The organism is Sandaracinus amylolyticus, from assembly GCF_000737325.1.
Lineage (GTDB): Bacteria > Myxococcota_A > Polyangia > Polyangiales > Sandaracinaceae > Sandaracinus > Sandaracinus amylolyticus.
Map to the genome: position 1 here is coordinate 410,273 of NZ_CP011125.1, position 23,439 is coordinate 433,711.

Sequence of the window (23,439 nt, forward strand, 5' to 3'; positions counted from 1 at the left end):
CTAGTCGCGACGTGCGCTGGATCGAGATCCGGCGACCTTCGGCGCGATCGGCTCGGAGTGCCGGAACATCAGCGCGATCCGCGGCGACGCGTGCTTGGTCTTCGGCACGCAGTGCTCGACGGTGCGCTGGCACGCGCCGCCCATCACGACGAGATCGCCGCCGCGGATGACGATCACGCGCGACTGGCCCGACGCGCGGAACGGACGCACCAGGAACTTCCGCGTCCCGCCGAGCGTCGCGACCGCGACCACGCACTGCGCGCGATCGCGATGCCCGTGATCACGATGCCACGCGACGCTGTCCGCACCGTCGCGATAGAGCGCGAGCGTCGTCGAGTCGAGCGGCGCGTCGTAGCGCGACGAGAGCACCTCGCGCATCCGCTCGAGCAGCGGCGGAGCCTGGCCGTCCTCGGGCACGCGCGCGAAGAGGCGCGGCACGTCGACCATGCGCTCGTACATCATCCGTCGCTCGGAGCGCCACGCGATCGAGCGCTCGAGCGCGGCGAAGAGCGCCGCGTCGCCGCGCACCCAGCCGGGCACGATCTCGATCCACGAGGGCTCTTCGTCGATCGCGTGCGCGCCGACGTCGATGCGCGTGGCGCGCGCGAACGTCGCGTCGATCTCCGGCGTGCTCGCCTCGTCCGCGCGAGGCGCCTCGAGCGCGTCCAGCCACGACAGCTGCTGAGCCGACACCGGCTCAATCTACTGAAGTTGCGTTCAGTGTCGAGCGCGCAGAGACGACGACGCCCGCGACGCCGTGCGGCGTGCGGGCGTTCGTCACGCTCGCGTGCGATCAGCGCGAGATCTGGATCGAGTACGTCGCGCTCGCGCACTGCGTTGTGTCCGCGACGCGCCGCACCTTGAACACGACGGTCGACGGCCACGGCGACGTGTGGCCCCCGAGGTACGCGGTGTTGCCGCTCGTCTGGTCGTCGACGAACTGGAACGCCGAGACGCCCGTCGGCATCCCCGCCCCGCAGATCATCGGCGTCGAGCATCCCGTGTAGAAGTCGATGACGAAGTTGCTCGCCGTCGGGCCCGCGAGGCGGATCCACGGCGTGCCCGCGGTCGGGCCGCGCACGCTCGTCGGGAAGTTCACCGCGTACCAGTCTTCGTCCATCGACGAGACGAGCAGGCCGCTCACCATCGTCGTGCCGCCGGGGTTGATGTCGCCGACCGGCGTCGCCGCGGCGCACGCGCCCGCGGACGGATCGTCGAGGCACTCGCAGCCGTCGCCGTACACGCCGTTGAGGTCGTAGCGCCCGCCCATGCACCCGAACGTGCACGTCGCCGCGCTGCAGGTGTACGTCTCCGCGCCCGGCGCCGACGGGCACAGCGACGCGCCGGGCCCGTTGTCCGCGGTGCCGTTGCAGTCGTCGTCGCGGCCGTTGCACGACTCGCTGACCGGCGTCCCCGCGGTGCACGTCTGCGGCATGCCGTTGATGCACGCCTGCACGTCGCGACGACACTCGCCCATGCCGCACTCCGTGCGCACCGCGGGGCTGTCGAGGTTGTTGCAGCTGCCGGCGATGTTGCCGGTGCACGTCCCCGGCGTCGGCGCCTGACACTGATCCTGGCAGTTGATCTGCAGCGCACCGCGCGGCTGGGTCGGGCAGATCACGTCGGGACTCACGCATGCGCGCGCGCCGTTGCAGACGCCCGCGGCCTCGCTCACGTCCTGGCGGCGATAACACTCGTCGCCCCCGCCGGTGAAGCCGTCGTAGTAACCCGCGCACGAGAACCCGGCGCACTCGCCGTCGACGTCGGCGCCCATCGGCACCGGCGTACAGGTGCCCTGGAACCCCGGCAGATCGCACGCCTCGCAGGTGCCCGTGCACCCGCTGGTGCAGCAGACGCCGTCGACGCACGTGAGCCCGTCCTGGCAGTCCTGGTTGCGCCCGCAGTTGCGGCCGGGCGGCAGGTCGGCGACGCAGAACCCGAGGTCGCAGTGCGCCTGAGCGATGCACTCGCTGTCGACGGTGCAGCTCGTCGCGCAGGTGCGCGAGGTCTGGTTCTCGGTGCCGTCGCAGTAGATCGGATTGTACGGACCGCAGTCGTGCGCGAGCGTGGTGCTCCCGCAGGCGCGATCGTCGGGGATGCCGTCGACCGTCACGCACTGGAACTGCGCGTTGCACTCGGTCATACCGCGCGAGCCCTGGCAGTCCTCGGCGTCGGTGCAGATGCGCGTCACCGCGCCGCCGCCCGGGCACGTCGCGACGTCGCCGTTGCAGCACGTGCCGCTCGAGCAGCAGTAGCCGTTGTCGCAGTGCCCCGCGGTGCAGTCGGTGTCCTCGTTGCACGCGCCGCCGTCCGGCACGTCCTCGGCGCAGGTGCCGTCCTCGCAGTGCGCGCTCGCGATGCAGAACGTGTCGTCGTCGGTGCCCGCCGGCGCGCAGCCCGTCGCGCACGTCGTGCCCTCGTCGCCGCCCTCGCTGCAGGTGTAGAGCTCGCAGTTCGTGATCGTTCCGTCACCGCAGGTCGCCGACGCGCAGGTGCCGCCTGCGATCGCCGTGTACGTGCCGTCGCCGTCGTCGGTGCAGCGGCCCGAGTCGCAGTCGTTCGGGTTCTCGTCGACGGTACGGTTGCAGTTCGTGTCGATGCCGTCGCAGATCTCGGTGCGATCCGGGTGCACCTCGGGATCCGCGTCGTTGCAGTCCTCACCGAGACAGCCGATGCCGACCCCGTATCCGTCGCCGTCCTCGTCGACGCAGCACACGCCGCCGACCGGCGCGCAGATCGTCGCGTCGACGCCCGTGCCGGTCGCGTCGTAGATGCAGTTGAACGTGCAGCGGTCTTCCGTGGCGTCCGGGGGACACGTCGTCGCGGGGCACTCCGGCAGGTCCATCACGCAGCCCGGCAGACACGCCCGGCCGGCGCCGTGGGAGAGCAGCGCGCAGTAGCTGCCGATCTCGCAGTCCTCGTTGCGCTCGCACGACTCGCAGGTGCCGACGGGATCGGGCACCTCCGCGTCGGTGCCGGCGTCGGGCTCGATCCACGCGTCGATCGGGACGAACGCGTCGGTACTGCCATTTCCGGCGTCGCCGGTGCCGCCGTCCATTCGGCCACCGTCACGGCGCGGAGGATCTCCGCCGTCTGCGCACCCGGCGATGCCCGCCAGGAGCAGTGGACCCAGCACCACCAGCAGGCGAGCGAACGAGCGGACTGGCCCCATGAAGCCCTCCGGAGCGACGACGAGAGGCATCGTATCCAACGCACCGTTCGATTTCGAGAGGGTGGCCGGATGTTTTCCACACGACCGTAGTGCCGTTGACGGCCACTAGAAAAATCTCTTACCTTCTTTTCCATGCTTCAGCGGCGTCGTTTTCTCTCCGCGGTCGCGATGGCTCCGTTCGTGTTGTCAGTCGCACCCGGCAGCAGCGCGCGCGCCGATGACCGCGCTGCGCGTCGCCCGCGCGGAGCGACCCCCGGAGCGACGCCGTCGTCGAGCGCGCCAGCTGCGCCGCCGCCGGCCTCGGAGCTCTCGCAGCACCTCGTGCTCGCGGGCGGCTTCCGCGTGGTGCGCGCGTTCGGCGTCTACCACGGCGCGCTGCCGTTCGTGCTCGAAGGCGAGGGCCTGCGCTTCCAGATCGACGTGCTGCGTCGTGATGCGTCGGCGTCGACCGGTGGCGTGTTCGATGGCGAGCACTTCAGTCTGTTCGTGCACGGCCGCGCGTCGGGTGAGCTCGCCGCGACGTCGGAGCGCGGCGCGCGCGCGCTCGGTACCGCGCTCGAGCGCCGGGTGGCCGAAGGCATGACCGTGCCCGCCCTCGCGACCTTCGACCAGCGCCGCGCGATGGGCGCGGGCACGATCTTCCACGTCGACTACGACGTCCCGGCCGCGATCTGAACGGAGCGGCGCGGCCGTCCCGCGGTATGCGACGCGCGACGCTCTCGCTCGGAACGACCTGCTCCCACGCGTGCATCGTCTGCGGGCTGCGCGACGACGCGCCGCGCACCGAGCTCGCCGCGCCGTCGATCGAACGACTGCGCGCGCTGCGCGAGACGTCGAGCGCGATCACGCTCGGCGGTGGTGAGCCGACGCTCGCGCCCGACGTGCTCGAGAGCGCGGTGCGCGCCGCACGCGACGTCGGGTTCACCGCGATCGGCGTGCACACGAACGGGCACGGGCTCGCGGCGATCGCGCGCTCGCTCGCGAGCGCCGGCCTCACCGACGTGCACGTCTCGCTGCACGGCGCCGACGCGCGCGTGCACGACTACCACACCGGTCGCGAGGGCAGCTTCGACGTGCTGTGGAGCGGTGTCGCCGCTGCACGCGCCGCGGGCCTGCGCGTGGTCGCGACGACGGTGCTCACGCGCAGCGACTTCCGCGTGCTCTCCGAGATCCCGATCCTGCTCCAGGCGCGCGGCGTCGAGGCGTGGCACGTCGCGGTCCCGCTCGCGCGCGGCGCGGCCTCCGACGACTTCGATCGTGTCTATCCGCGCCTCGCGCTCGCGCTGCCGTTCGCGCTGCACGCGCTCGAGATCGCGCGCCGCGTCGGCCTCCGCGCGTACGTGAGCGGCGCGCCGCTGTGTCTGCTCGGGCCGATCGCGTCGCGATCGATCACGACGAGCGCGCGCAGCTTCCACGAGCGCTGCGATGGATGCGCGGCGCGCGAGGTGTGCCCGGGGCTCGATCCGATCTACCTCGCGCGCTTCGACGGTGACGAGCTGCGCGCGCGCGAGGATCGTCCCGCGAGCGCGGATCACGAGCCCGCCGCGTCGCTCTTCGTCGGTCCCGGCGAGCTCGCGCCGCTGCGCGCGCGCACGACGCACGAGCCGGTGCAGAGCGCGCGTCGGGCGCTGCCGATGTACGGACGCCCGCGCCGCGCGAACGCCGAGGTCGCGACGCGCAGCGCCAAGAGCGGCGAGGCGCTGCGCGAGATCCTCCCCGCGCTGTTCGAACGCGAAGAGGACGGCTGATGGCGAACATCGGATATCTGCAGGTCGTCCGCGGGTGCAACCAGTACTGCCGCTTCTGCTCGAACCCGGCGAGCGGCTACATGCTCGACCTCGACACCGCGCTGCGCGCGGTCGACGACTTCGCGGAGCGCGGCTACTTCGGGATCATCCTCACCGGGGGCGAGCCCTCGCTCTCCGAGCTGATCCCGGACATCACGAAGCACGCGGTCGCGCGCGGGCTCCACGTCCGGATGATCACGAACGGATCACGGCTCGCGAAGCCGGGGCTCGCGGAGTCGTACTACGACGCGGGGCTGCGCCACTTCCACGTCAGCATCCACTCGTGCGACGAGCAGCTCGAGGACTTCCTCACCGGCGTGAAGGGCAGTCATGCGCTCGCGATGCAGGCGCTCGAGAACCTCGGCCGCGTCGGCGCGACGGTGAACATCAACACGGTGATCAATCGCTTCAACGCGGATCACCTCGACAAGAACGTCCGCTACTTCGTCGGGCGCTTCCCGTTCCTGCGCCACTTCGTGTGGAACAACCTCGACCCCTCGATGGGCCGCGCCGAGACCAACCGCGACACCGCGCATCGCCTCGCGGACTTCGAGCTCTCGCTCGCGCGCGCGCTGCGCTTCCTGCACTCGACCGGGCGCACCTTCCGCGTCGAGCGCGTGCCGCTCTGCTACATGACCGAGTTCGCGCACTGCTCGACCGAGACGCGGAAGATCATCAAGGGCGAAGAGCGCATCGTGCACTTCCTCGACGAGAAGGGGACGGTGCGACAGACCGACTTCCGCCACCCGAAGAGCGAGGTCTGTCGCTCGTGCACGCTCGACTCGATCTGCGGCGGCTTGTTCGAGCTGGGCGATCACTACGACCTCGGCGAGCTGCACCCGGTGTTCGTCGATCGCGACGCGATCATCGCGAAGGTGAAGGCCGACCCGGACTGAAGAGCGTCCGAATCGGCTCGCTCCCACGCTGGCGATCACGCCGAGATGCTGAAGCGCTCGGAGCGTCGCGCGACGATGATCGTCGGGCGCTCCTCGAACGTGTGGTTCGCGGCGGCGAGCTCGCGAGCGAGCGCGTCGATGCGCGTCTTGCGCTGCTCGAGGCGCGCGACGTGCTCGCCGAGGCAGTGCTCGACCGACGCGAAGAACGCCTCGCGCTCGGGCGCCGTGAACGCACGCCCGAGGCGCGCGACGAACGCGGCGAGGGCGCGCCGCGCGCCCTGGACGTCCCCGCACAAGCGACGCTCCACCCAGTGGCGGGCGACGGCGCGAAGCGCGTGGATCTGGGGCGAATTCTGGGTCTCGTGGGTCATGCCCGTCAGTCGTCGGAGAGGCCTTCCGACTGACGCGCGCGCGCGTGCGCGCGAGAAAAAATCACCCGTCGATCCGCGCGCGATCGGCACGGAGATGCGGCCTCGAGGCAGCACGTTCCGGGGCCGGAAACGGCCTCGAGCGCGGCACGAGGCGTGCGATGCTCGCCGCCGATGTCTCGGACAGCTCGCGGGTGGTGCGCGATCGCGCTGGCGCTCGGGTCGGTGGGGTGCAGCGGGCAGCTGGGTGACGACGAGCGCCGGAGCGACGCGGGTCGCGATGCGTCGGCCTCGACGGTGAGCGACGCCGCGCTCGACGCGAACGCGCCGGACTCGAGCCCGCCCGACGCCGGTCCGCCGCGCGGGATTCGCCACGAGCGATTCGACGACTACCACGCTCCGGCGCAGCTCGAGGTCGTCCCTGCGATCGACTTCGTGTGGGACGAGGGCCCGCTGGGCGAGGGCGCGCCGTCGGACTTCGTCTCCGCGCGGCTGACTGCGCTCCTCACGCCGCCCGCGACCGGCACGTACACGATCGCGACCGAGAACGACGACGGCGTGCGCGTCTGGATCGACGACGCGCTCGTGATCGACGACTGGCGCGGCCACTTCGTCGAGCGCCACGAGGCGACGGTGGAGCTGAGCGCGGGCACGCCGGTGATGCTGCGCGTCGACTACTTCGAGCTCGATCTCGCCGCGCAGCTCCGCGTGCTGTGGACGCCTCCCGGAGGCACCGAGTCGCCGATCGACGAGACGCACGCGCTCGCGGTGCCGCTCTCGGCGGAGCTCGCGCCGCCGGCGCCGCACTTCGCGAATCCGGTGGTGCCCTTCGACTGCCCGGATCCCGGCGTCCTCGCCGACGAGGGCGCCTATTACATGGTCTGCACGGGAGGCCGATTTCCCATCCGTCGCTCGCGCGATCTCGTGCGCTGGAGCGACACCGGTGCTGCGGTGCTCCCGAGCGGCGCACCGCCGTGGGCCGCGAACGGACACCGCAACTGGGCGCCCGAGCTCCATCGTGTCGGCGATCGCTACGTCGCGTACTTCACGTCGGTGAACGGCGCGAACGTGCTCTCGATCGGCGTGGCGTGGGCCGACGATCCGCTCGGTCCGTACACCGTGACCGGCGCGCCGCTGGTCGAGCACTCCGACGGAGTGATCGACGGCAACTACTTCCGCGACGACGACGGACGTCACTACCTCTTCTACAAGATCGATGGCAATGCGCACGGTCGCCCGACTCCGATCTTCGTGCGCGAATTGGCCGCCGACGGACTCTCGTTCGCACCCGGGAGCGTGGCAGTCGAGGTCCTGCGGAACGACCCACGAACGTGGGAAGGCGGCGTCGCCGAGGCGTCGTGGACGGTGCGTCGCGGCGATTTCTACTATCTGTTCTACAGCGGCAACGTCTACGACGGTCGATATCGCACCGGCGTCGCGCGCTCGCGCAGCGTGACCGGTCCGTACGAGAAGCACGGCGCGCCGATCCTCACGAACGACGCGCGCTGGGTGGGCCCGGGGCACGGCACGGTGCTGCGCGTCGGCGACGAAGACTGGTTCTTCTACCACGCGTGGAACGCCACCGCAGGCGGCGGTCACGACGGATCGCGCGGCAGGTTCGGTCTCCTCGACCCGATCACGTGGGAAGGAGACTGGCCGAGGATCGGCGATGGGACGCCCGGTGAGTCGCCGCGCGCGTGGCCGGGGCGCGAATAGAAGGCGACGCGACCGAGCTGCCGATCAGGCGACCGGGACGAACTCGTCCCAGCCGTAGCGCTTCAGGTAATTGCCCCAGACGCCTTCACACGACTTCTCGTGCTTGCACTGCGCGCATTCGGCGCGCTTCTGGCGCTCGGAGTCGTCGAGATCGGCGCGGCGGATGGCGACGAGCTCGCGCGTCTCGCTCTGATCCGCGAGCGCTTCTCTGCGTCCCAGGAGCGCCTCCGCGGGCACCAGCTTCTCCGCGTTCGCCGCCGGCTCGTAGTGCACGTAGCTCTCGACGTAGCCGCGGTTGAAGTCCGGCAGCTTCGTCGTCGTGCAGAGCGGGATGTCGACGAGGAACGCCATCACCCGCGGCTCGGTCTTCGTCTGCTCTTCGAGGAAGACGCGCGCGGTCTCCGCGATCTCGGTGTACGTCGGGAAAATGTGCTCGAAGTACGTGTTCGCGCGGCCGTTGGCCTGCATCACGTTGAACACGACCTGATCGACGCCGTGGGCGCGCAGGAATCGATAGATCTCTCCCATGTGCGGGAGATTGCGCTTCGTGATCACGGTGCTGGTGTGGAGCTCGACTCCATACCGCTTGTACTTCGTGATCACGTCGAGGCCCGCGACCGTCTGGTCGAAGCTCTCGGGCGTGCGCGTGAGGCCGTCGTGCAGCTTCTGCGTGTGGCCGTGGATGCTGACGTAGAAGCGGTTCATCCCCGCCGAGATCAGCATGCGCGCGTACTTCTCGTACGAGAGCGAGCGCCCGTTGGTCATCACGCTGACGCGGCGGATCCCCGCTTCCTTCGCCCACCGCACCCAGTGCGGCAGTCGCGGGTTCGTCGTCGGCTCGCCCGACGTGAAGCAGATCTCCTCGGCGCCCTTCTTCTGCTCGAGGATGAACCGCACGAGCGCGTCGTCGGTCTGGCTGTTCGTGACGTAGCGAGCGTCACGATCCTCTTCCATGCAGAAGACGCAGTTGTTGTTGCACACCGCGCCGGTGAGCACGTGGACGCGCTCGTCCTTGTGCGCGATGCGCTCGTCGATCGAGGTGTGCTCGGCCTCCGCTCTGCTCGACGGAGAGCTGAGCACCGCCTTCGTCATCACCAGCTCCCGTGCGAGCCGTGCGATCCGTGGGAGCCGTGAGAGCCGTGGGAGCCGTGAGAGCCGTGAGAGCCGTGGGAGCCGTGCGATCCGTGTGATCCGTGCGAGCAGTGCTGCGCCAGCAGGATGTCGTCGCGCGTGTTGGGTTTGGCGAGGTCGGCCTCTTCCAACGCGCGATCCGCGATGGCGCGCTCGGTCGGGTCCATCAGACCACCCGCATTGCGCCGGAAGCTCGGAAGAACGTCGTCGTCGTCGGCCATGCCCCGCCTCCTACCGCTCCCAGGGAAAGCACCCGCTCACGGCGTCCGTGAAGCGTCCGCGCCGAGTGTACTACTAGACGTCCCCTGGATGAAATGGGCTCGCGGTCGGTTCGTCGTCCAGCGGCGGAAGACCTCCATCGTGCCGGGGTCGGCATCGGCGATCTTCTCGAACAGATAGTCCTGGATTCCCTTGTGGACCGCGCAGACGCTGCTCTCGCGCATCCGCCCGAAGATCGTCCCCTGGGTCTTGTGGCTGTGGCTCGGGGCGACGCCGCAGTACGGCTGATACGCGCAGTTCACGCAATCGGGGCGCGCGTCGAGGTTCCCCGCGAGCACCACCGCGCGCACCGTCTCGTGCCCGACGAGGCCGCGGTACGTCGCGTCGTTCACGTGGCCGAGCAGGAACGTGTCGTCGCCGGTCTCGTGGAGCATGCGACCCTCGTCGCACGTGAAGATCGAGCCGTCGTAATTGTAGGCGAGCGCACCGATGCCCGCGCCCGACGGGCTGCGGATGTCGAGGAAGTTCGGGTCCTCGCCGCTCAGGATCTTCGTCAGGAAGATCGCCGCGTAGCGCTCGAGCACCTGAACGCCCTTCAGGTTCAGCTCGACCATGTAGTCGACGCACTTGCGGTAGTAGTCGAGGTACTCGGCGCGCGGGTACTCGAGGCGCGGGCCCGTCTTCTCGGCGAAGCCGAAGGGATCGAGCGGGCGCAGGAAGAGCGCGCGGCAGCCGAGGTCGACGTACTGATCGACCACTTCCTTCCAGAGCGGCAGCGTCTCGCGCGTCGTCGTGAGCAGCGCCTCGACGCGGTAGAGCGTCGTGTCGAGGCCGAGCTTCGCGTACTCCTCGTTGATGCGTCGGATCCACTTCACCGACGCTTCCCACGACGAGCCGCCGGTCTTGGTCCCGTCGGCGAGCTTGAGCGCAGGCAGCTTGCGCTGCTTGTCGTGCAGGCCCTGCGGGCCGTCGATGCTGGTGCAGATCTGGACGCGGTTCTCGAGCAGGAAGGCCAGCTTCTCCTCGTCCATCAGCGAGAGATTGCTGACCATCGTGAACTCGAGCGTCTTGGCCTCGCCACTCGCCGCGAGGCGCTCGTTCTTCTTCCGCGCGTACTCGATGACGTGCTTCACGACCGCGAAATTCACGAGCGGCTCGCCGCCCTGGAATTCGATCGTGATGCCGGGGCTCGTCGACGAGAGCGCGATGTCGACGCACTTCTCGGCGATCTCCGGCGTCATGTCGGTGTGCACCGCGTCCATCGCGGCGCGCGACGCGTGGCAGTAGACGCACGTCTCGTTGCAGCGGAGCGTGACCACCAGCATGTGGAGGTTCGGCCCGTAGCCGACGAACGACTTGCGACGTCGCAGCGCGTCCGCAGCGCGCTTGGTGTCGTAGTGCGCGCGGAGGAAATTGCCTTCGCGCAGGCGCGCGTGGAGCTCGCTCTCGGGCGCGACGTTGCCTTCGACGAACGCGCGGAATTCGGCGTCCGCGAGCACGAGGAAATTGCCCTCGAGGTTCGTCAGCAGCACGCGCTGCTTCGGGAGCGCGCGATAGCGGAAGAACGCGGGGAACGTGGCCGAGGGGCGCAGGCCGCGCAGCGGGAACGCGCCGGGCGGGAGCTGCGAGTCGAGGGTATCCGTCACTGCGCGGCTCCCGTCTTTCGAGCTTGGATGGTCAGACCGAGCGCGTAATTGCCGAGCTCGCGCGCGACGCGCTGGGCGCGACCGGGGCGCGCGCTCGCGATGCGCAGCACGACGTGATCGCCTTCGTCGCCGCGCGTGATCTCCGCGTGCGTGGCGTAGAGCCCGACCGCCTGATCGATCGCGCTCGCGAGATAGAGCTCGCGATGGAGGCGCAGCTCGCTCACGTCGCGCTCCCCTCGTCGCCGGGCTTCGCTGCAGCCTCCGGAGAACCGAGCGCGGGCGCGGCGGGCTCGTCCTTCTTCTTCTTGTACTTCTCCTCCCACGAGAGCCCGATGCCGAGCGGGTCCTCGAAGGGCTCCTCGGAGAAGTCGAAGTCCTTGAGATCGTCGAGCGTCGGCGGGCCCATCGCGCCGGTCACGGCCTGCAGCGTGACGGCCTCGATCACCGCGCGGTTGTCGCGCACGATCTGCGAGCGCCACGCGCAGCTGAGCAGCTCGTTCTGGAGCTCGCCGACCCAGCTGCGCAGCTCGCTCTCGCTCGCGGCCGCGTTCTTCGGCGTGAGCGTGATGCGCACCCGCGACGCGGTGCGATCGAGCAGCACGTAGCAGCGATCGAGGAACGTGTAGGCCGCGCCGTACACCGCGTCGAGCGGGTAGAGGGACTCGTCGATCGTCACCGTCACTGCGTGCGCCGACACGTCGGCGTCGACCTGATCCGAAGGCATCCCTGCGAGCGCGCCCATGAAACCTCCGGCCGGAGACGTTACCCGAAAGCGAGATGCGCCGACTACAGCGAGCCGCGCAGCAATGCGTCGAGGGTGGCGTCAGCGAAGGCGGGGGTCGGTGACTCGCGGGTCGCGAAGTAACCGCCGACGAACATCCGATGGCCCGCACGGCGCAGCGAGTGTGCTGCGTGCCACGTGCACTGCTCTAGCAGTACGGCGGTGCCGGCAGTGGGCCGGAGCACCACCTGACCCGGCCAGTCCCGCGCGAGCGTGTCGTGCGACGGCGTGGTGGGGTCGCCGACGCGACGAGGGAGCACCAGCAGCGGCCCGCCGTCGTCGTCGAGATCGTCGAGGTAGACGACGACGATGACGCGCTCGACCGTCGGCTTCGCAGGCCAGCGCTTCGCACGCATGCGCGTCCACTCCTCTTCGCCGTCGATGTGCGTGTGCCAACCGAAGAAGGGCCGCATCCGATCGCTCACCGCCGCGCCGAGCGCCTCGAGACGCAGGTCGTCCCCGAGCAGCGCGCGCAGCGGCGAGAGCAGGCGATCACGGAGCAGCAGGGGCGCGATCTCGGGCGCGACGTGCTGGAGCCCGGTGATCGTGAGCCCTGTCGGTGTGAGCACGAACGACGCGGCGATCTCGGGCCGCGCGACGGTGACCGACGACGGCGCGTAGAGCTGCTCGGGCGCCACCGCGTGGACGAGCCGTTCGAGCGAGCTCCGCGCGCACGCGATCTCGGCGGCCGAGAGCAACCCCGGGATCAGCGCATACCCTCGCTCACGAATGGCCTCGGCGACCTGCGTCGACGCGACGCTCATCCCTCACGCCTGCTGCCTCGTCCTCGCACCGAGCCGGGGCCGACCATGCCTTTGCGAAGGTCGAGCATCATGTTCCCCGGATCGCGCGCGACGATCGCCCGCGCCGCGGCGTGCACGATCTTCGTGAGGGTCGCGTGATCGTCACCGCGTGCGTTGCGGTAGTGCAGGTTGAACGACTTGCTGCGCGCGAGCGCGGGAGCATCACCGTCGCGCGCGGTGAGCACGATGTCGACCGACGATGCACCGTGCGCGAACCGGTACACGCAAGCGCGCCGCTGGACGACGATCTCCGTGAGCGCCGCGCCGGTCTCGCCGTCGACGCCCGCGACGAGCGCAGCCCATCGCGGCTGGTCGATCGCCGGCGCGTGACCGCCGGCGGACTGCTCGGAGCCGACCCACGGGCCGTACTCGGGCTCTTCCCACGGTGTCGTGCGCGGGTGAGGCGTGAGCGCATCGCGCTCCCAGCCGTGCTTCGTGATGTACGCGTGGTGCAGGCCGAGGCACGACTCGCCGTGCTCGCACTTCGCCTCGTAGAGGCACGCGAATTTCGGATACTTGTCGTAGAACTCCTCGACGATCACGACGTCGGCCTGCGTGTTGTCCTGCGTGCGCTCGTGCTCGCCGAGGAGGCATCGCGGGACGTACTTCACGGCTGCGTCGATGCCGTGTCTGCGGCAGCTCGCGAGCGCGTCGCGCAGCCGCGGCGCGAGCGTGGACATCGGCGCGATCAGATCACGCTCGTCCGCGTAGTCCTCCATCGGCAGGTAGTTCCACCACTCCATGCGCGCCGGGCGGAAAGGGCGAACGGTCTCGACGATGTCGGCGAGGTGCGCCTGGTTGAGCGTGGTGAGCACCGTGTTCGTGATCAGCGTCGCGCCGAGCTCGACCACGTTCGAGATCCCGCGCATCGCCTCGTCGAAGCTACCCGGGCGCTGCGAGATGAAGTCCTGCGTCGCGGCGTCGTGGCCGTGCAGCGAGACGAAGAGCTCGTCGACGCCCGCGCCGATCAGGGCCTTCGCATAGCTCCGGTCGGCGAGGCGGCGCCCGTTCGTCTGCACGCGGATGTGCTCGAAGCTCTGCGACGCAGACGCGACGGTGACGTAATCGAAGAGCTTGCGCTCGAGCGTCACCTCTCCGCCGGTGAACGTGATGCGCCGGTATCGCCGGGTACGCCGGTTGTCCTCCACGGCGCGTTCGTACACGTCGAAAGGGACTCCTTTGTAGAAGTTCATCCCTTCCTGGACGATGCAGAACCGACAGGCGCTCTGACAGTGGAAGTCGACCGTGACCGTCAGATCCTCGAAGCGCGTCGGATCGAACCGTCCCTTGTAGCTCTGCATCAGAGCGTCCCGTAGTAGCTCGACTTCGGATATTCGAGCGTGCCGTCGGGCGCTCGTCGATAGTCGATACCGACGTCGAAATAGAGGTGCTCGAGCCGCTCGCGCTGCTGCCGCACGAAACCACGGATCGCTGCAGGGTACGCGAACCTGTCGAGGAACCAGATCAGCTGCTCGACGGTGATCCCGCTGTAGTAGATCGCGTCACAGCGACGCTTCTTTGCGATGCATACCTTCTTGCAGGCGAAGAGCTCGGGGAGGAGGACGCGCGAGAGCACGCGCGGGTCGGAGTAATCGACGAAGAGGCTGCTCGTGAGCAGCGAGAGCACGTCATCGACTTCACGCTTCGGTTCCATGAAGCGGTAGGTGTTCTCGAGCTCGGCTGTGCCGTCGCGCAGCTTGTACGAGCGGCCCGCGTGGGCCCTTTCGCCGGTGAGATACAGGTTCAGCTCGCGCACTTCTCCGTCGGCGATCGTCTGCGGAGAGACGTCGAAGCTGACCATCATGTACGGCACGGTCTCGCGGACCTGCGGGACGATGCGCATCCACGGCGAGAGCGCCGCGGCGATGCTCGTGATGGTCGCCTCGGGCGACTCCTTCTGCGGATCGTAGAAGTAGAGCTCCCACCAGAGCTGCGTGCCGTCCCACTTCACGCCCCAGACGGTGAGGTCCTGGCCGACGTGGCGCTGGACCGCCTCGAGCGGCGCGCGCAGGGCCGCCGTGGCGCCGCCGACCGCGAGAGAGTGCCAGAGCAGGTTCTCACCGCGGATCTTGCCGGGCCACGGACGACGCGGGCGGTAGGGCTCGAGGCAGTAGTCGAAATGACGATCGTGCTCGGTCGCGGGCACGAGCTCGAACGAACGGAGCAGCGTGTGAGGCTCGACGAGGTTGGGCACGTCAGTTCGGGAGACCGCGTCGAGGCTATCACGAGCCGCTCCACGACGTCGCGCGCAGCGCGATGCGCGTCGGCGCGCGTTCGGATCATAGCGCGCGGCGCAGGTCGTCGAGCGTCGTGGTCCCGAGCCGCACGGCGATCTCGTCGATCGCGCGGAGCAGGTGTGGCGGCGCTTCGCGTCCGCGGTACGAGATCGCGACGTGCTGCGACGCGCGATAGTACGGCGAGCCGTCACGAGGTCCGAGGACGATGCGTTGCCGCGGGAGCCGTGCTGCGGCGTCGTCCAGCTCGAGGACGAGCGTGCCACGCTCCTCGCGCACGGTCTCGAGGCGCATCCCCTGCGTGGTCGCGCCGGGTGGCGCGAGCCCGAGCAGCGCTGCGAGCGCCGTGCTCGCTCTGCGCGGCGCGTGAGGGATCTCGACGGGTCGCGCGCGCGTCGGCGCGTCCGCCTCGCGCGACGCTGCGCGCACGAGATCCGACTGGAGCTCGGCGAGCTCTCGAAAGGTGTCGTTCCGCTCGCGCTCGTTCATCGCCGAGGGAACACGCGGCGCGGGAAGGTCCCAGTCGTCGAAGCGCTCTCGCGCCGGGTCGGGCCAGCGGTCCGTCGAAGCCTCGCCGAGCACGGTGCCGGGCAGCGCGTGGTAGGTCGACCACATGAACGAGCCGGGGCGCAGCTTGCGCAGCAGCGCGACCGTGGAGTGGGCTTGCGCGCGCGTCTCGCCCGGGAGCACCGTCATCAGCGACGCGCTGGTGCCGAGGCCGACCGCGCGCGCGTCGTCGAACACGCGCTGGAGCACGACGTCACGGGTCCGCCGATGCAGCACCTCGCGGCGGAGCTCCTCGTCGCCGGCCTCGACGCCGCAGTGGAAGAGCACGCATCCGGCTTCCTTCAGCAGCTCGAGCCGCCTGCGGCTGGCCGCGCTCGGGTGCATCTCGACCTTGAAGGGCAGCGCGACGCGCCGCGGGTACTCCTTCGCGAGCGCGTCGAGCCACTCGAGATCGATCGGGAAGTGCTCGTCCCAGAATTCGAAGCCGTCGGGGGCGTAGCGGTCGCGCAGTCGCGAGAGCTCGTCGCAGAGCTGCGCGACCGGGATCACGTTTCGCCGTGTCTCGAACGCGTGGAGCTTCCCCCAGCGCGGCGCCGAGCAGTACGAGCACGTGAACGGACACCCACGGCTCGCGCGCGTCGGCAGAAAGCGATCGACGTGGGGACCGAACGTGTTGATCCCGCGCGCGAGGCTCGCCCGCAGATCGCCGAACACGTCGTAGTCCCACGGGAGCAGCGCCGCGATGTCGGGCTCGGGATCCGCGCTCGGCGGCGGGCCCGTGAAGCCGTCGGGCCCTCGCACCCACAAGCCGGGGATCGAGCGCGTGGGTCTGCCCGACGGGAGCTGATCGAGCAGCGCGCGCAGCGGGCGCTCGCCTTCGCCGATCGCGATCGCGTCGACGGACGCGCAGCGCGCGACGTCGTGGGGCGCCATGCTCGCGTGGTATCCGCCGACCACCACGTACGCTGCGATCCGCGGTACCACGCGGGAGAGCAGGGTCTGTGCGCCGGGCCAGTCGCGGCTCATCGCGGAGACGGCGAGCACGTCGGGCGAGAGCGACTCGATGCGCGCCGCGACCTCGTCGATCTTGCTCCGCAGCGAGACCTCGAGCGCGCTCGCCTCGTGACCGGATGCGCGCACGACGGCCGCGAGGGCGGCGACCGAAGGGCTGAAGGGTCGCGGCGGATCGGTGAAGAAGAGGAAGAGGACCCTCATCGGCGCTCCGGCACGCCGGCGCTGTACGCGCGGGCAAGCTCGGCGGACCCAGCGAGGGCGGCGGGGATCGTCGGGTCGCGACGGCGGGACGCGGGCGCATCGGCGCGCGTGACGAAGAACGCGATGAAGGCGCGCAGTCCTTCGCGCTTCATCGGAGTGACGGCGTGCCACGTCGGCTGATCGAAGAAGACGATGCTGCCTGCAGGCGCGCGCAGCTCGACGCAGCCGGGCCAGGGCTCGCTGCCCGGCGGGCGCGGTGGCGCGGTGGGCTCTCCCACGCGGCGAGGCCACACGAGCATCGTCCCGTGCGCATCGTCGAGCGGGCAGAGATACGTCGTGCACACGATCCGCTCGATCCTGTCGATCGGTGGGTACGTGCCGCGCACGTCCTCGCCGTCGATGCCGCCGACGTGGTGGTGCCAGAAGAAGAACGGTCGCGTGTGATCGGAGACGATCCCGGCTGCGAGCTCGAGGCGCGCGCGCGGCCCGAGCAGCGTCTCGACGACGCCGCGGACCTCCGGCAGCAGCGCGATGTGCGCGGCCTCGGGGATGGGCTCGAGGATCCCGTACATCGCCATTCCCACCGGGCTCACGTGGACGCGCTCGCCGATGCTCACGTCGCGCTGCGAGAAGAGCTTGGGCGCACCGTGCGCGCGCCATTGCTCACGCATCTTGTCAGCCAACGTCTCGACGAGATGCTCGGGGACGGCCCCTTCGATCACGGCATGCCCTTGGGTCGCGATGCGGTGCGCGACGTCGTGCTCACGCATCGCGATCGCCTCCGCGCGGAAGCACACTGGCCAGGACTTCGTCCGCGTCGTGGAGACGACGGAGCGACGTGTCCGTCGTGTGCGCGCGCGGCGCGTCCGCCGCCGCGAACCACAGCCCGACGAACATGCGAGGTGTCGCGCGAGGCGCGCAGGGGAGCACGGCGTGCCAGCAGCACTGATCCATCAGCACGACGGTGCCCGCGGGAGCGTCGACCGCGAGCTGTCCCTCCCATGCGCGCGCCGCGCGATCGTGCGGCGGTCCCGACGCCCCGCTCACGCGGCGCGGATGGATCAGGAGCTGCCCGTTCTCGACGCACATCTCGTCGAGGTACACGAGCATCGCGACGCGCTCGGGACGCTCGATCGCGGGGCGGAGACCGAGCCGCCTGAAGCGCTCGTCGTCGATGCCGCCGACGTGGTTGTGCCACTCGAAGAAGGGCCGCGTGTGATCGCAGAGCAGTGCCGCGACGAGCTCGAGGCGCATGTCGTCGCCGAGCGCGCCCCGGAGCACCGCGACCGCTCGCGGGTCGAGCAGGCCGCGTCGGAGCGCGGGTGCGTGGCCGAGCAGCTGGTGCAGGACGAGCCCGGTCCCCGAGATCTCGACGGTCGAGCGCGGCCACTGCGGCACGCGCGAGTAGAGCGCAGGCGCGCCGAGCTCCGCGTGCACGGCCGCGATGGTCTGCCGCAAGCGCGCGACCGTGGCCGGCGGGTAGAGCGCGGGAAGGATCGCGACGCCGTCGCGGACGAGCTGCGCGGAGAGCGGCTCGAGATCGCCGTTCATTCGAGGGCGTCCCGCGCCACGAGAGGCGCGACGTCGGCGTGCACGCCATCGATCACCGACAACAGCTCGCGAGCGAGCGTGCGATCGACCGCGCCGCGATGCGAGTACGCGATGCGATCGCGCGCCGCGAAGTAGCGCCGGCCTTCGACCAAGGGCTCGGCGTGTAACGTGATCGCACCGGCGGGCGTGGTGAGCTCGAGCGCCAGCCCGCCGCGCTCTTCCATCACACCGACGAGGTTCCATCCCGACGCGGCGGCGCCGATCCGCGCGCCGAGCGCGCGTCGCGTGCCGACGTCGATCACCGGCGCGCGCGAGATCGTGACCTCGGGCGTGCGCTCGGCCGGGATCCCGCGCAGCGTCCGCGACCCATCGACGACGAAGCCGACCCAGTCGTCGTTCAAGATCGGCCGCGCGAACTGCGATGCACGCGCGACGACGCGCTCCCACTCGCGCTGCATCTGCTCGGCGTCCCAGCCTTCACACGACGTGATCCGGAACGAGCGCGGGTCGAATTGGATCTGCAGCGTGTCGGCGCGCTCGAGCAACGCGTCCGGGAGCGCGAAGCACCGGAAGATCTTCACGGTGTCGCCGAGCTCGATCGAGCGCTCCAGGGTTCGCCAGAACGACTCCGGGCCATCGCCCGGCAGCCCGAAGATCAGCTCGATGTCGACGTCGAGACGGCCGCGCATGCGCTTCAGCACGCGCTCGAAGCGATCGACGTCGAAGGGCCGCTGCATCCGCGCGAGCACCTCCTCGTCGAAGCTCTGGATTCCCACGCTCGCCTGCACCTGCGCGAACGTGTCGAAGAGCTCGAGGTGATGCTCCTCCAGGTGGGTCGGGTAGATGTGCCCGTGCACGATCTTGTCGCGCAGCGCGCGGACCTGTCGCTCGGCCGCCGCGAGATTTCGGAATGCGCGCGGGCTGAGGTTGAACGCGGCGTCGACGAAGAAGACGTTCGGCACGTCGGCGGCGCGCAGCCCTTCGAGGTGTCGCGCGAGGTAGTCGCTCGAGTGGACGCGATCGGCCTTCTGCTCTCCCCACTGGCAGAACGCGCAATGGATCGGACATCCGCGGAACGTCTCGATGTAGCCCGTCTTCCCGAGCGGTGCCTGACCGAGCTGGTAGGGGGACGCGTAGGCGTCGATCTCGGGGCGCTCCACGTTGCGAGTGCGACGCCAGAGGCCGCGCGCCGGGATCTCGAGGCCTCCGACGCGCTCTCGCCAGTCGGGCTCGCGATGCGCACGCACGAGGTCGCGGATCGTCTGCTCGCCTTCGCCCGGGACGATCGCGTCGAGGCGATCGCGGAGCGGCTGATACACACCGAGATCGAGCACCGAGCGGCGCGCGGCGGGCCCTCCCGCGACGATCACGACACGGGGATCGTGACGGCGCAGCCGCTCGACGAGACCGGTGAACACGTCGAGCGACCAGATGTAAGTCGAGAGTCCGACCAGCGTCGGACGGAACTCGCGCAGCGCTTCGAAGAAGGCGTCGGGATCGTCCGTGCACAGGTCGAGCAGCAACACCTCGACGTCGTGGAGCTCGGGGTCCGAGCGCAGCGAAGCGCGGAGCTTCTCGATGGCATACGAGAACGAATAGAACGTCCCGTTCGGGTCGCGCCACGGCGAGTCCACCGCGACGAGCGCGACCCTCCGCTCGGAAGAAGCCGGCGCGTTCAGCGAGGTCCGCACGACGAGAACCGTAGGATTTTCATGTCGTGAGGGTCAAGAGAGACCCGCTCCTCCGATCACCGCGCGCGGCGCTCTTCCACGGTCAGCACGATCTGATCGAAGAGGTCGTTCTCGATGTGCTCGTCACGCCACGGCACGAGACGATCGGCACGCGCGTCCCAGCGCGCGACGAGCGACGCGCACCCCGTGACCGATGGATCGATCGTGACGGACGTTCGATCCGCGCCGACGGTCGCGGACGGCGGCGCCTCGACGATGCGCATCGTGCGGCGCACCGGCAGTCCGACGTACAGCAGCGGCCGCAGCGTGCGCGAACCGTGGCGTGGATCCGGGCAGACCTCGATGTGCGCCTCGAGCAAGACGCCCCTCGAGGGCGTGCGCGGGAACTCGATCGGGCTCCGGTCGAGGGGCATCTCGAGGTCCCGCGGCGACGTGATCACGCGGCAGCGCTCGGTCTCGGCGTTCACGTCGCACAAGCGGACTCCGCGGGTTCGAACCCACGTCTCGTGCTCGCACGCGCCGAGGGCGCCCGACGCGCTCCAGTGGATGTCGTCGCAGAGCGCGGTGGCCGCGTCGTCGCGCGTGACGACGGTGAGCCCGGTGCGCTCGTCGACGAGGGCGTCGTCTCGATCCCAGAGCCCGAGCGACCACACGAGCAGGTGGCTCGGCGCGGTGATCGCGGCGCCGTAGCCGGCGCGTGTGTGGGCTGCGAGATCGCGGAGGTCGCGATAGGCGAACACGCCTTCGTGGAAGCGATCGGCGGCGACGGCGTAGAACCCCGACGACCCTGCGACGAGCACGATGACGATGGCGCCGAGCAGAGCGCCCTCACGGCGAGGCCGGCGTGACACGCGCGACATCTCGTCGACGCACCCGCCGATCAGCGGCGCGAGCAACGCGAAGTAGAACGGAAAGATTGGATGGCGAGTGACGATCGCTGCGAGGATCGTGGCGGCGCTCATCCCTGCGGCGCTGCATGCGAAGGGGCGCGCGTCGGCCCACGCGAGCACGTGCCGTCGCGCGAGTCCCATCGCGACCACCGCGACCGCAGCGATCGCGATGGCGTCGAGCCCGACCTGGTGCGCGTTGTACGCGGCAGCGTGCGGCGTCGCGATCAGCTGCTCGGCCACGAAGCCCGCGGCCACGAAGAGGACGTCGCGCGCTCGATGCCGCAGGAGGAACGGCAGCCACACCACGAACGCGAACAGTGCGGCGATGTACACGCCGAGGGCGACGCCGTACGCCGCGCCGGCGAGCGCGAGCACGAGCGGCGAGCGACGCTCGGTGCTCCCGCACACGAGCCATACGAACGGCGTCAGCGCCACGGGCGCGAGCGTCGGATGGAACGCGATGAACCCCGGCGCTGCGGCGTACGACACGACGAACGTCGCGAGCCCCGCGAGCGCGCCTGCAGCGCGATCGTGCGCACACGCCGTGACGAGTGCGGCGCCGGCGGCCTGCACGACCACGAACGCCGCGCGCATCCACTCCGGAGAGCTCGACACGCGCCACAGCGCTGCGAGCGCCCAATCCCAGAGCACCCCGCCCTCGTACGACCCGTGCGACGCGAGCACGCCGCGCGTGGGGCACTCGCCGCGCTCGGCGCATGCCTGACCGAGCGCGAAGTCCACGGTCGAGTCCGCGGTCATCCAGAGCGTCGGCCCGACCGCGAGCGCGACGAGCGCACAGCCGATGGCGAGCAGCGCCGCGTCGCGCAGCGCGTGCGGTCTTCGCGGAGACGTCCGCCATACGACCACCGCGGCGAGTGCCCACGCGACGACGGCAGCCGCGAGGTGCGCCATCGCCTGGCCGAACGCGATCGTGCCGAAGTCTCCGTATCGCACGGTCCGTGGCGTCCGTGTCCCTGCGCGAGAGGCTACACTCGCGAGCGACACGAATGCGACACGGGACAGTACTGGTGGCCGGCGGCGCCGGGTTCGTGGGGTCTCAGCTCGTCCGCGAGCTCGTCGCGGACGACGCGCGCGTGGTGGTGCTCGACAACTTCCAGACCGGAGGCCGAGCGAACCTGGCCGAGGTCGAGCGCCGAATCGAGATCGTGGTGGGCGACCTGCTCGACGAGTGGTGCGTGCTCGAGGTCTTCCGACGCGTGCGCCCGACGCACGTCTTCAACCTCGTGGGCGAGACGTTCGTGCCGGCGGTGTACGACGCGCCCAAGCGATTCCTGCGCACGAATGTCGAGGGCCACCTCAACCTGCTGATGGCCTGCCGGCAGTTCGACGTCGTACGCGTGGTGCACGCGTCGTCGGCCGAGGTCTACGGCCACCCCGAGCACGGTCCCGTTCGCGAGGACCACCCGCTCGGCGCGGCGAACACGTACGCGGTCACGAAGCTCGCCGCGGACCGCCTCTGCGCGACGATGCACGCCGAGCACGGCGTGCCGGTGTCGATCGCACGGCTGTTCAATGCGTACGGCCCGCGCGAGACCGAGCCCTACGTGATCCCGGAGATCATCGCGCAGCTCCACGCAGGCGGGCCGCTCGTGCTCGGGGACCTCGACGCTCGGCGCGACTACACGTACGTCGAGGACACCGCGCGCGGTCTGCTCGCGCTGATGCGGTCCGAGCTCGGGCCCGGCCGAGCCGTGAACATCGGCTCGAACAGCTCGCACAGCGTGCGCGAGATCGCGGAGATGCTCGCCGTGCTCATGGACCGCCCGCTCGAGCTGCGCGTCGACCCGGCGCGGCTGCGACGCCAGGAGATCGCGCACCTCCAGGCGGACGCGTCGCTGCTGCGCGCGCACGGCTGGGCGCCGCGGGTGCCGTTGCGGGAGGGGCTCGAGCGCACGGTGCGGTGGTTTGCGGACAACGGGCATCGTTGGCCGTGGCAGGACCGCGTCCTCGGGACGTTCGTCTCCCGCAGGGACTGAACGATCACTCGCCGCCGAGGCGTCCCGGCCGATCCGGCGACGGGGGTCTCTGGCGATCGAAGCGCGCGCTCACCGCCGCGCCCAGGTAGTCGCGGCCGCGCACGAGATAGTCCGCCCATCGTGTGATGGTCTTCGACTGACCGGCGTCGCGCGTGCCCGCGGCGTACGGGACCTCGACGATGCGCGCGCCGCGGCGCTTCGCTTGCGTCCACAGATGCACGAAATACTCGCCGTGACGTCCCCGCAGATCCAGGCTCGCGATCAAGGCGCGATCCCCGACGACGAATCCGCTCGTGTAGTCGTGCGCGCCGTCGCCCAGGATCGCGGGGAGCAGCAGGACGTTGAGCGCCCAGCTCAAGAGCACCGGGAGCGCCGCGTCTCGGCTCTCGCGCACGCGGTGCAGTGCGCGCCAGCGATCTCGGGCGCGATCGCCGACCTGTCCCTTGATGCGGCCCCCGCGCGTGAACCGCGAGCCGATCGCGAGGTCCGCGCCCGACGTGACCGCGTCGATCAAGCGACATAGATCGTCGGGTGACATCGTGCCGTCGGCGTCCATCCAGCCGACGAGCGTGCCGCGCGCGCTCCCGATGCCGTCGAGCAGCGATGCCGTGAGCGATCGCGCGCCCCGGCGCGCGATCCATCGCACGCGCGGATCGTTCTCGGCGATCGCGAGCACGCGCTCGCGCGTTCCATCGGTCGATCCATCGTCGACGACGAGGATCTCGTCGGACGGAGCGAGCACGTCGAGGAGCTCCGGGACGAGGTATGAGACGTTCTCCGCCTCGTCGAGCGTCGGAAGGATCAGCGAGAGGCTCGGTCGATCGGCGGTCATGAC

General features: G+C 70.2%; 22 protein-coding genes. 5 read left to right on the plus strand and 17 right to left on the minus strand.

The window, feature by feature from the left end:
* Together DB32_RS01680 and DB32_RS01685 are read right to left on the minus strand one after the other, a co-directional pair.
* Positions 1-693 (minus strand): alpha-ketoglutarate-dependent dioxygenase AlkB, encoded by a 693-nt coding sequence (locus DB32_RS01680; protein WP_053230658.1) that lies wholly within the window; start codon positions 691-693, stop codon positions 1-3.
* Between the two features lie 100 nt (positions 694-793).
* On the minus strand, positions 794-3,058 hold the full coding sequence (locus tag DB32_RS01685) for a putative metal-binding motif-containing protein (protein ID WP_053230659.1): 2,265 nt from the start codon (positions 3,056-3,058) through the stop codon (positions 794-796).
* Between the two features lie 294 nt (positions 3,059-3,352).
* Here DB32_RS01685 and DB32_RS01690 point away from each other — a divergent pair, with 294 nt between their 5' ends.
* The 3 genes from DB32_RS01690 to DB32_RS01700 are packed head-to-tail and all read left to right on the plus strand — an operon-like array spanning position 3,353 to position 5,855.
* Positions 3,353-3,847: a hypothetical protein gene (locus tag DB32_RS01690; protein WP_157068597.1), complete on the plus strand. Its 495-nt coding sequence runs from the start codon at positions 3,353-3,355 to the stop codon at positions 3,845-3,847.
* Between the two features lie 26 nt (positions 3,848-3,873).
* A complete protein-coding gene (locus tag DB32_RS01695) occupies positions 3,874-4,920 on the plus strand; it encodes a radical SAM protein (RefSeq protein ID WP_053230661.1) in 1,047 nt (348 codons plus the stop codon).
* Positions 4,920-5,855 (plus strand): radical SAM protein, encoded by a 936-nt coding sequence (locus DB32_RS01700; protein WP_053230662.1) that lies wholly within the window; start codon positions 4,920-4,922, stop codon positions 5,853-5,855. The genes DB32_RS01695 and DB32_RS01700 overlap by 1 nt, the downstream gene beginning before the upstream one ends.
* Positions 5,856-5,890: 35 nt before the next feature.
* Here the strand turns inward: DB32_RS01700 and DB32_RS01705 are convergent, their stop codons facing one another.
* Positions 5,891-6,226: a hypothetical protein gene (locus DB32_RS01705; protein ID WP_157068598.1), complete on the minus strand. Its 336-nt coding sequence runs from the start codon at positions 6,224-6,226 to the stop codon at positions 5,891-5,893.
* Between the two features lie 171 nt (positions 6,227-6,397).
* Here DB32_RS01705 and DB32_RS01710 point away from each other — a divergent pair, with 171 nt between their 5' ends.
* Positions 6,398-7,939, plus strand: a complete 1,542-nt coding sequence (locus tag DB32_RS01710) for a family 43 glycosylhydrolase (RefSeq protein ID WP_053230664.1) — start codon at positions 6,398-6,400, stop codon at positions 7,937-7,939.
* Between the two features lie 24 nt (positions 7,940-7,963).
* On the opposite strand, the gene hxsC4 is transcribed toward DB32_RS01710, so the two are convergent.
* From hxsC4 to DB32_RS01770, 13 genes are all read right to left on the minus strand, one after another.
* Complete coding sequence (gene hxsC4 / locus DB32_RS01715) at positions 7,964-9,031, minus strand: radical SAM protein HxsC4 (RefSeq protein ID WP_053230665.1); 1,068 nt, start codon at positions 9,029-9,031, stop codon at positions 7,964-7,966.
* Positions 9,031-9,291 carry a His-Xaa-Ser repeat protein HxsA4 gene (gene hxsA4, locus DB32_RS46250; protein WP_157068599.1) on the minus strand — a complete coding sequence of 87 codons (261 nt, stop codon included), beginning with the start codon at positions 9,289-9,291 and terminating at the stop codon, positions 9,031-9,033. Before hxsA4 ends, hxsC4 begins: the two co-directional genes overlap by 1 nt.
* 36 nt (positions 9,292-9,327) lie before the next feature.
* Entirely contained in the window at positions 9,328-10,935 is a 1,608-nt protein-coding gene (gene hxsB, locus DB32_RS01720) for a His-Xaa-Ser system radical SAM maturase HxsB (protein WP_053230666.1), read from the minus strand.
* On the minus strand, positions 10,932-11,159 hold the full coding sequence (locus DB32_RS47855) for an HxsD-like protein (RefSeq protein WP_053230667.1): 228 nt from the start codon (positions 11,157-11,159) through the stop codon (positions 10,932-10,934). Before DB32_RS47855 ends, hxsB begins: the two co-directional genes overlap by 4 nt.
* Positions 11,156-11,677 carry a His-Xaa-Ser system protein HxsD gene (hxsD, locus tag DB32_RS46255; protein WP_053230668.1) on the minus strand — a complete coding sequence of 174 codons (522 nt, stop codon included), beginning with the start codon at positions 11,675-11,677 and terminating at the stop codon, positions 11,156-11,158. The genes DB32_RS47855 and hxsD overlap by 4 nt, the downstream gene beginning before the upstream one ends.
* 44 nt (positions 11,678-11,721) lie before the next feature.
* Positions 11,722-12,480 carry a phytanoyl-CoA dioxygenase family protein gene (locus DB32_RS01735; protein WP_053230669.1) on the minus strand — a complete coding sequence of 253 codons (759 nt, stop codon included), beginning with the start codon at positions 12,478-12,480 and terminating at the stop codon, positions 11,722-11,724.
* Positions 12,477-13,820, minus strand: coding sequence for a radical SAM protein (locus tag DB32_RS01740; protein ID WP_053230670.1), 1,344 nt, complete (start codon positions 13,818-13,820; stop codon positions 12,477-12,479). The genes DB32_RS01735 and DB32_RS01740 overlap by 4 nt, the downstream gene beginning before the upstream one ends.
* A complete protein-coding gene (locus DB32_RS01745) occupies positions 13,820-14,713 on the minus strand; it encodes a hypothetical protein (RefSeq protein WP_053230671.1) in 894 nt (297 codons plus the stop codon). The genes DB32_RS01740 and DB32_RS01745 overlap by 1 nt, the downstream gene beginning before the upstream one ends.
* 85 nt (positions 14,714-14,798) lie before the next feature.
* Positions 14,799-16,475, minus strand: coding sequence for a B12-binding domain-containing radical SAM protein (locus DB32_RS01750; protein ID WP_053230672.1), 1,677 nt, complete (start codon positions 16,473-16,475; stop codon positions 14,799-14,801).
* Positions 16,472-17,245: a phytanoyl-CoA dioxygenase family protein gene (locus DB32_RS01755; protein ID WP_157068600.1), complete on the minus strand. Its 774-nt coding sequence runs from the start codon at positions 17,243-17,245 to the stop codon at positions 16,472-16,474. The genes DB32_RS01750 and DB32_RS01755 overlap by 4 nt, the downstream gene beginning before the upstream one ends.
* Positions 17,238-18,026: a phytanoyl-CoA dioxygenase family protein gene (locus DB32_RS01760; protein ID WP_053230674.1), complete on the minus strand. Its 789-nt coding sequence runs from the start codon at positions 18,024-18,026 to the stop codon at positions 17,238-17,240. The genes DB32_RS01755 and DB32_RS01760 overlap by 8 nt, the downstream gene beginning before the upstream one ends.
* Positions 18,023-19,717, minus strand: a complete 1,695-nt coding sequence (locus tag DB32_RS01765; RefSeq protein WP_083457079.1) for a B12-binding domain-containing radical SAM protein — start codon at positions 19,715-19,717, stop codon at positions 18,023-18,025. Before DB32_RS01765 ends, DB32_RS01760 begins: the two co-directional genes overlap by 4 nt.
* A 56-nt stretch (positions 19,718-19,773) precedes the next feature.
* Positions 19,774-21,561 carry a hypothetical protein gene (locus DB32_RS01770; RefSeq protein WP_053230676.1) on the minus strand — a complete coding sequence of 596 codons (1,788 nt, stop codon included), beginning with the start codon at positions 21,559-21,561 and terminating at the stop codon, positions 19,774-19,776.
* A 14-nt stretch (positions 21,562-21,575) separates the two neighbouring features.
* Between DB32_RS01770 and DB32_RS01775 the strand changes: the two genes are divergently transcribed.
* Positions 21,576-22,604: a dTDP-glucose 4,6-dehydratase gene (locus tag DB32_RS01775; RefSeq protein ID WP_169791295.1), complete on the plus strand. Its 1,029-nt coding sequence runs from the start codon at positions 21,576-21,578 to the stop codon at positions 22,602-22,604.
* 4 nt (positions 22,605-22,608) lie between these two features.
* Here the strand turns inward: DB32_RS01775 and DB32_RS01780 are convergent, their stop codons facing one another.
* A complete protein-coding gene (locus tag DB32_RS01780; RefSeq protein ID WP_053230678.1) occupies positions 22,609-23,436 on the minus strand; it encodes a glycosyltransferase in 828 nt (275 codons plus the stop codon).
* Between the last annotated feature and the right edge of the window lie 3 nt (positions 23,437-23,439).

Coding starts and splice junctions, on each gene's coding strand:
- DB32_RS01685 (WP_053230659.1), bottom strand. CDS start 3,058: ATGGACGGCGGCACCGGCGACGCCGGAAATGGCAGTACCGACGCGTTC.
- DB32_RS01695 (WP_053230661.1), top strand. CDS start 3,874: ATGCGACGCGCGACGCTCTCGCTCGGAACGACCTGCTCCCACGCGTGC.
- DB32_RS01700 (WP_053230662.1), top strand. CDS start 4,920: ATGGCGAACATCGGATATCTGCAGGTCGTCCGCGGGTGCAACCAGTAC.
- DB32_RS01705 (WP_157068598.1), bottom strand. CDS start 6,226: ATGACCCACGAGACCCAGAATTCGCCCCAGATCCACGCGCTTCGCGCC.
- DB32_RS01710 (WP_053230664.1), top strand. CDS start 6,398: ATGTCTCGGACAGCTCGCGGGTGGTGCGCGATCGCGCTGGCGCTCGGG.
- hxsC4 (WP_053230665.1), bottom strand. CDS start 9,031: ATGACGAAGGCGGTGCTCAGCTCTCCGTCGAGCAGAGCGGAGGCCGAG.
- hxsA4 (WP_157068599.1), bottom strand. CDS start 9,291: ATGGCCGACGACGACGACGTTCTTCCGAGCTTCCGGCGCAATGCGGGT.
- hxsD (WP_053230668.1), bottom strand. CDS start 11,677: ATGGGCGCGCTCGCAGGGATGCCTTCGGATCAGGTCGACGCCGACGTG.
- DB32_RS01735 (WP_053230669.1), bottom strand. CDS start 12,480: ATGAGCGTCGCGTCGACGCAGGTCGCCGAGGCCATTCGTGAGCGAGGG.
- DB32_RS01740 (WP_053230670.1), bottom strand. CDS start 13,820: ATGCAGAGCTACAAGGGACGGTTCGATCCGACGCGCTTCGAGGATCTG.
- DB32_RS01750 (WP_053230672.1), bottom strand. CDS start 16,475: ATGAGGGTCCTCTTCCTCTTCTTCACCGATCCGCCGCGACCCTTCAGC.
- DB32_RS01755 (WP_157068600.1), bottom strand. CDS start 17,245: ATGCGTGAGCACGACGTCGCGCACCGCATCGCGACCCAAGGGCATGCC.
- DB32_RS01760 (WP_053230674.1), bottom strand. CDS start 18,026: ATGAACGGCGATCTCGAGCCGCTCTCCGCGCAGCTCGTCCGCGACGGC.
- DB32_RS01780 (WP_053230678.1), bottom strand. CDS start 23,436: ATGACCGCCGATCGACCGAGCCTCTCGCTGATCCTTCCGACGCTCGAC.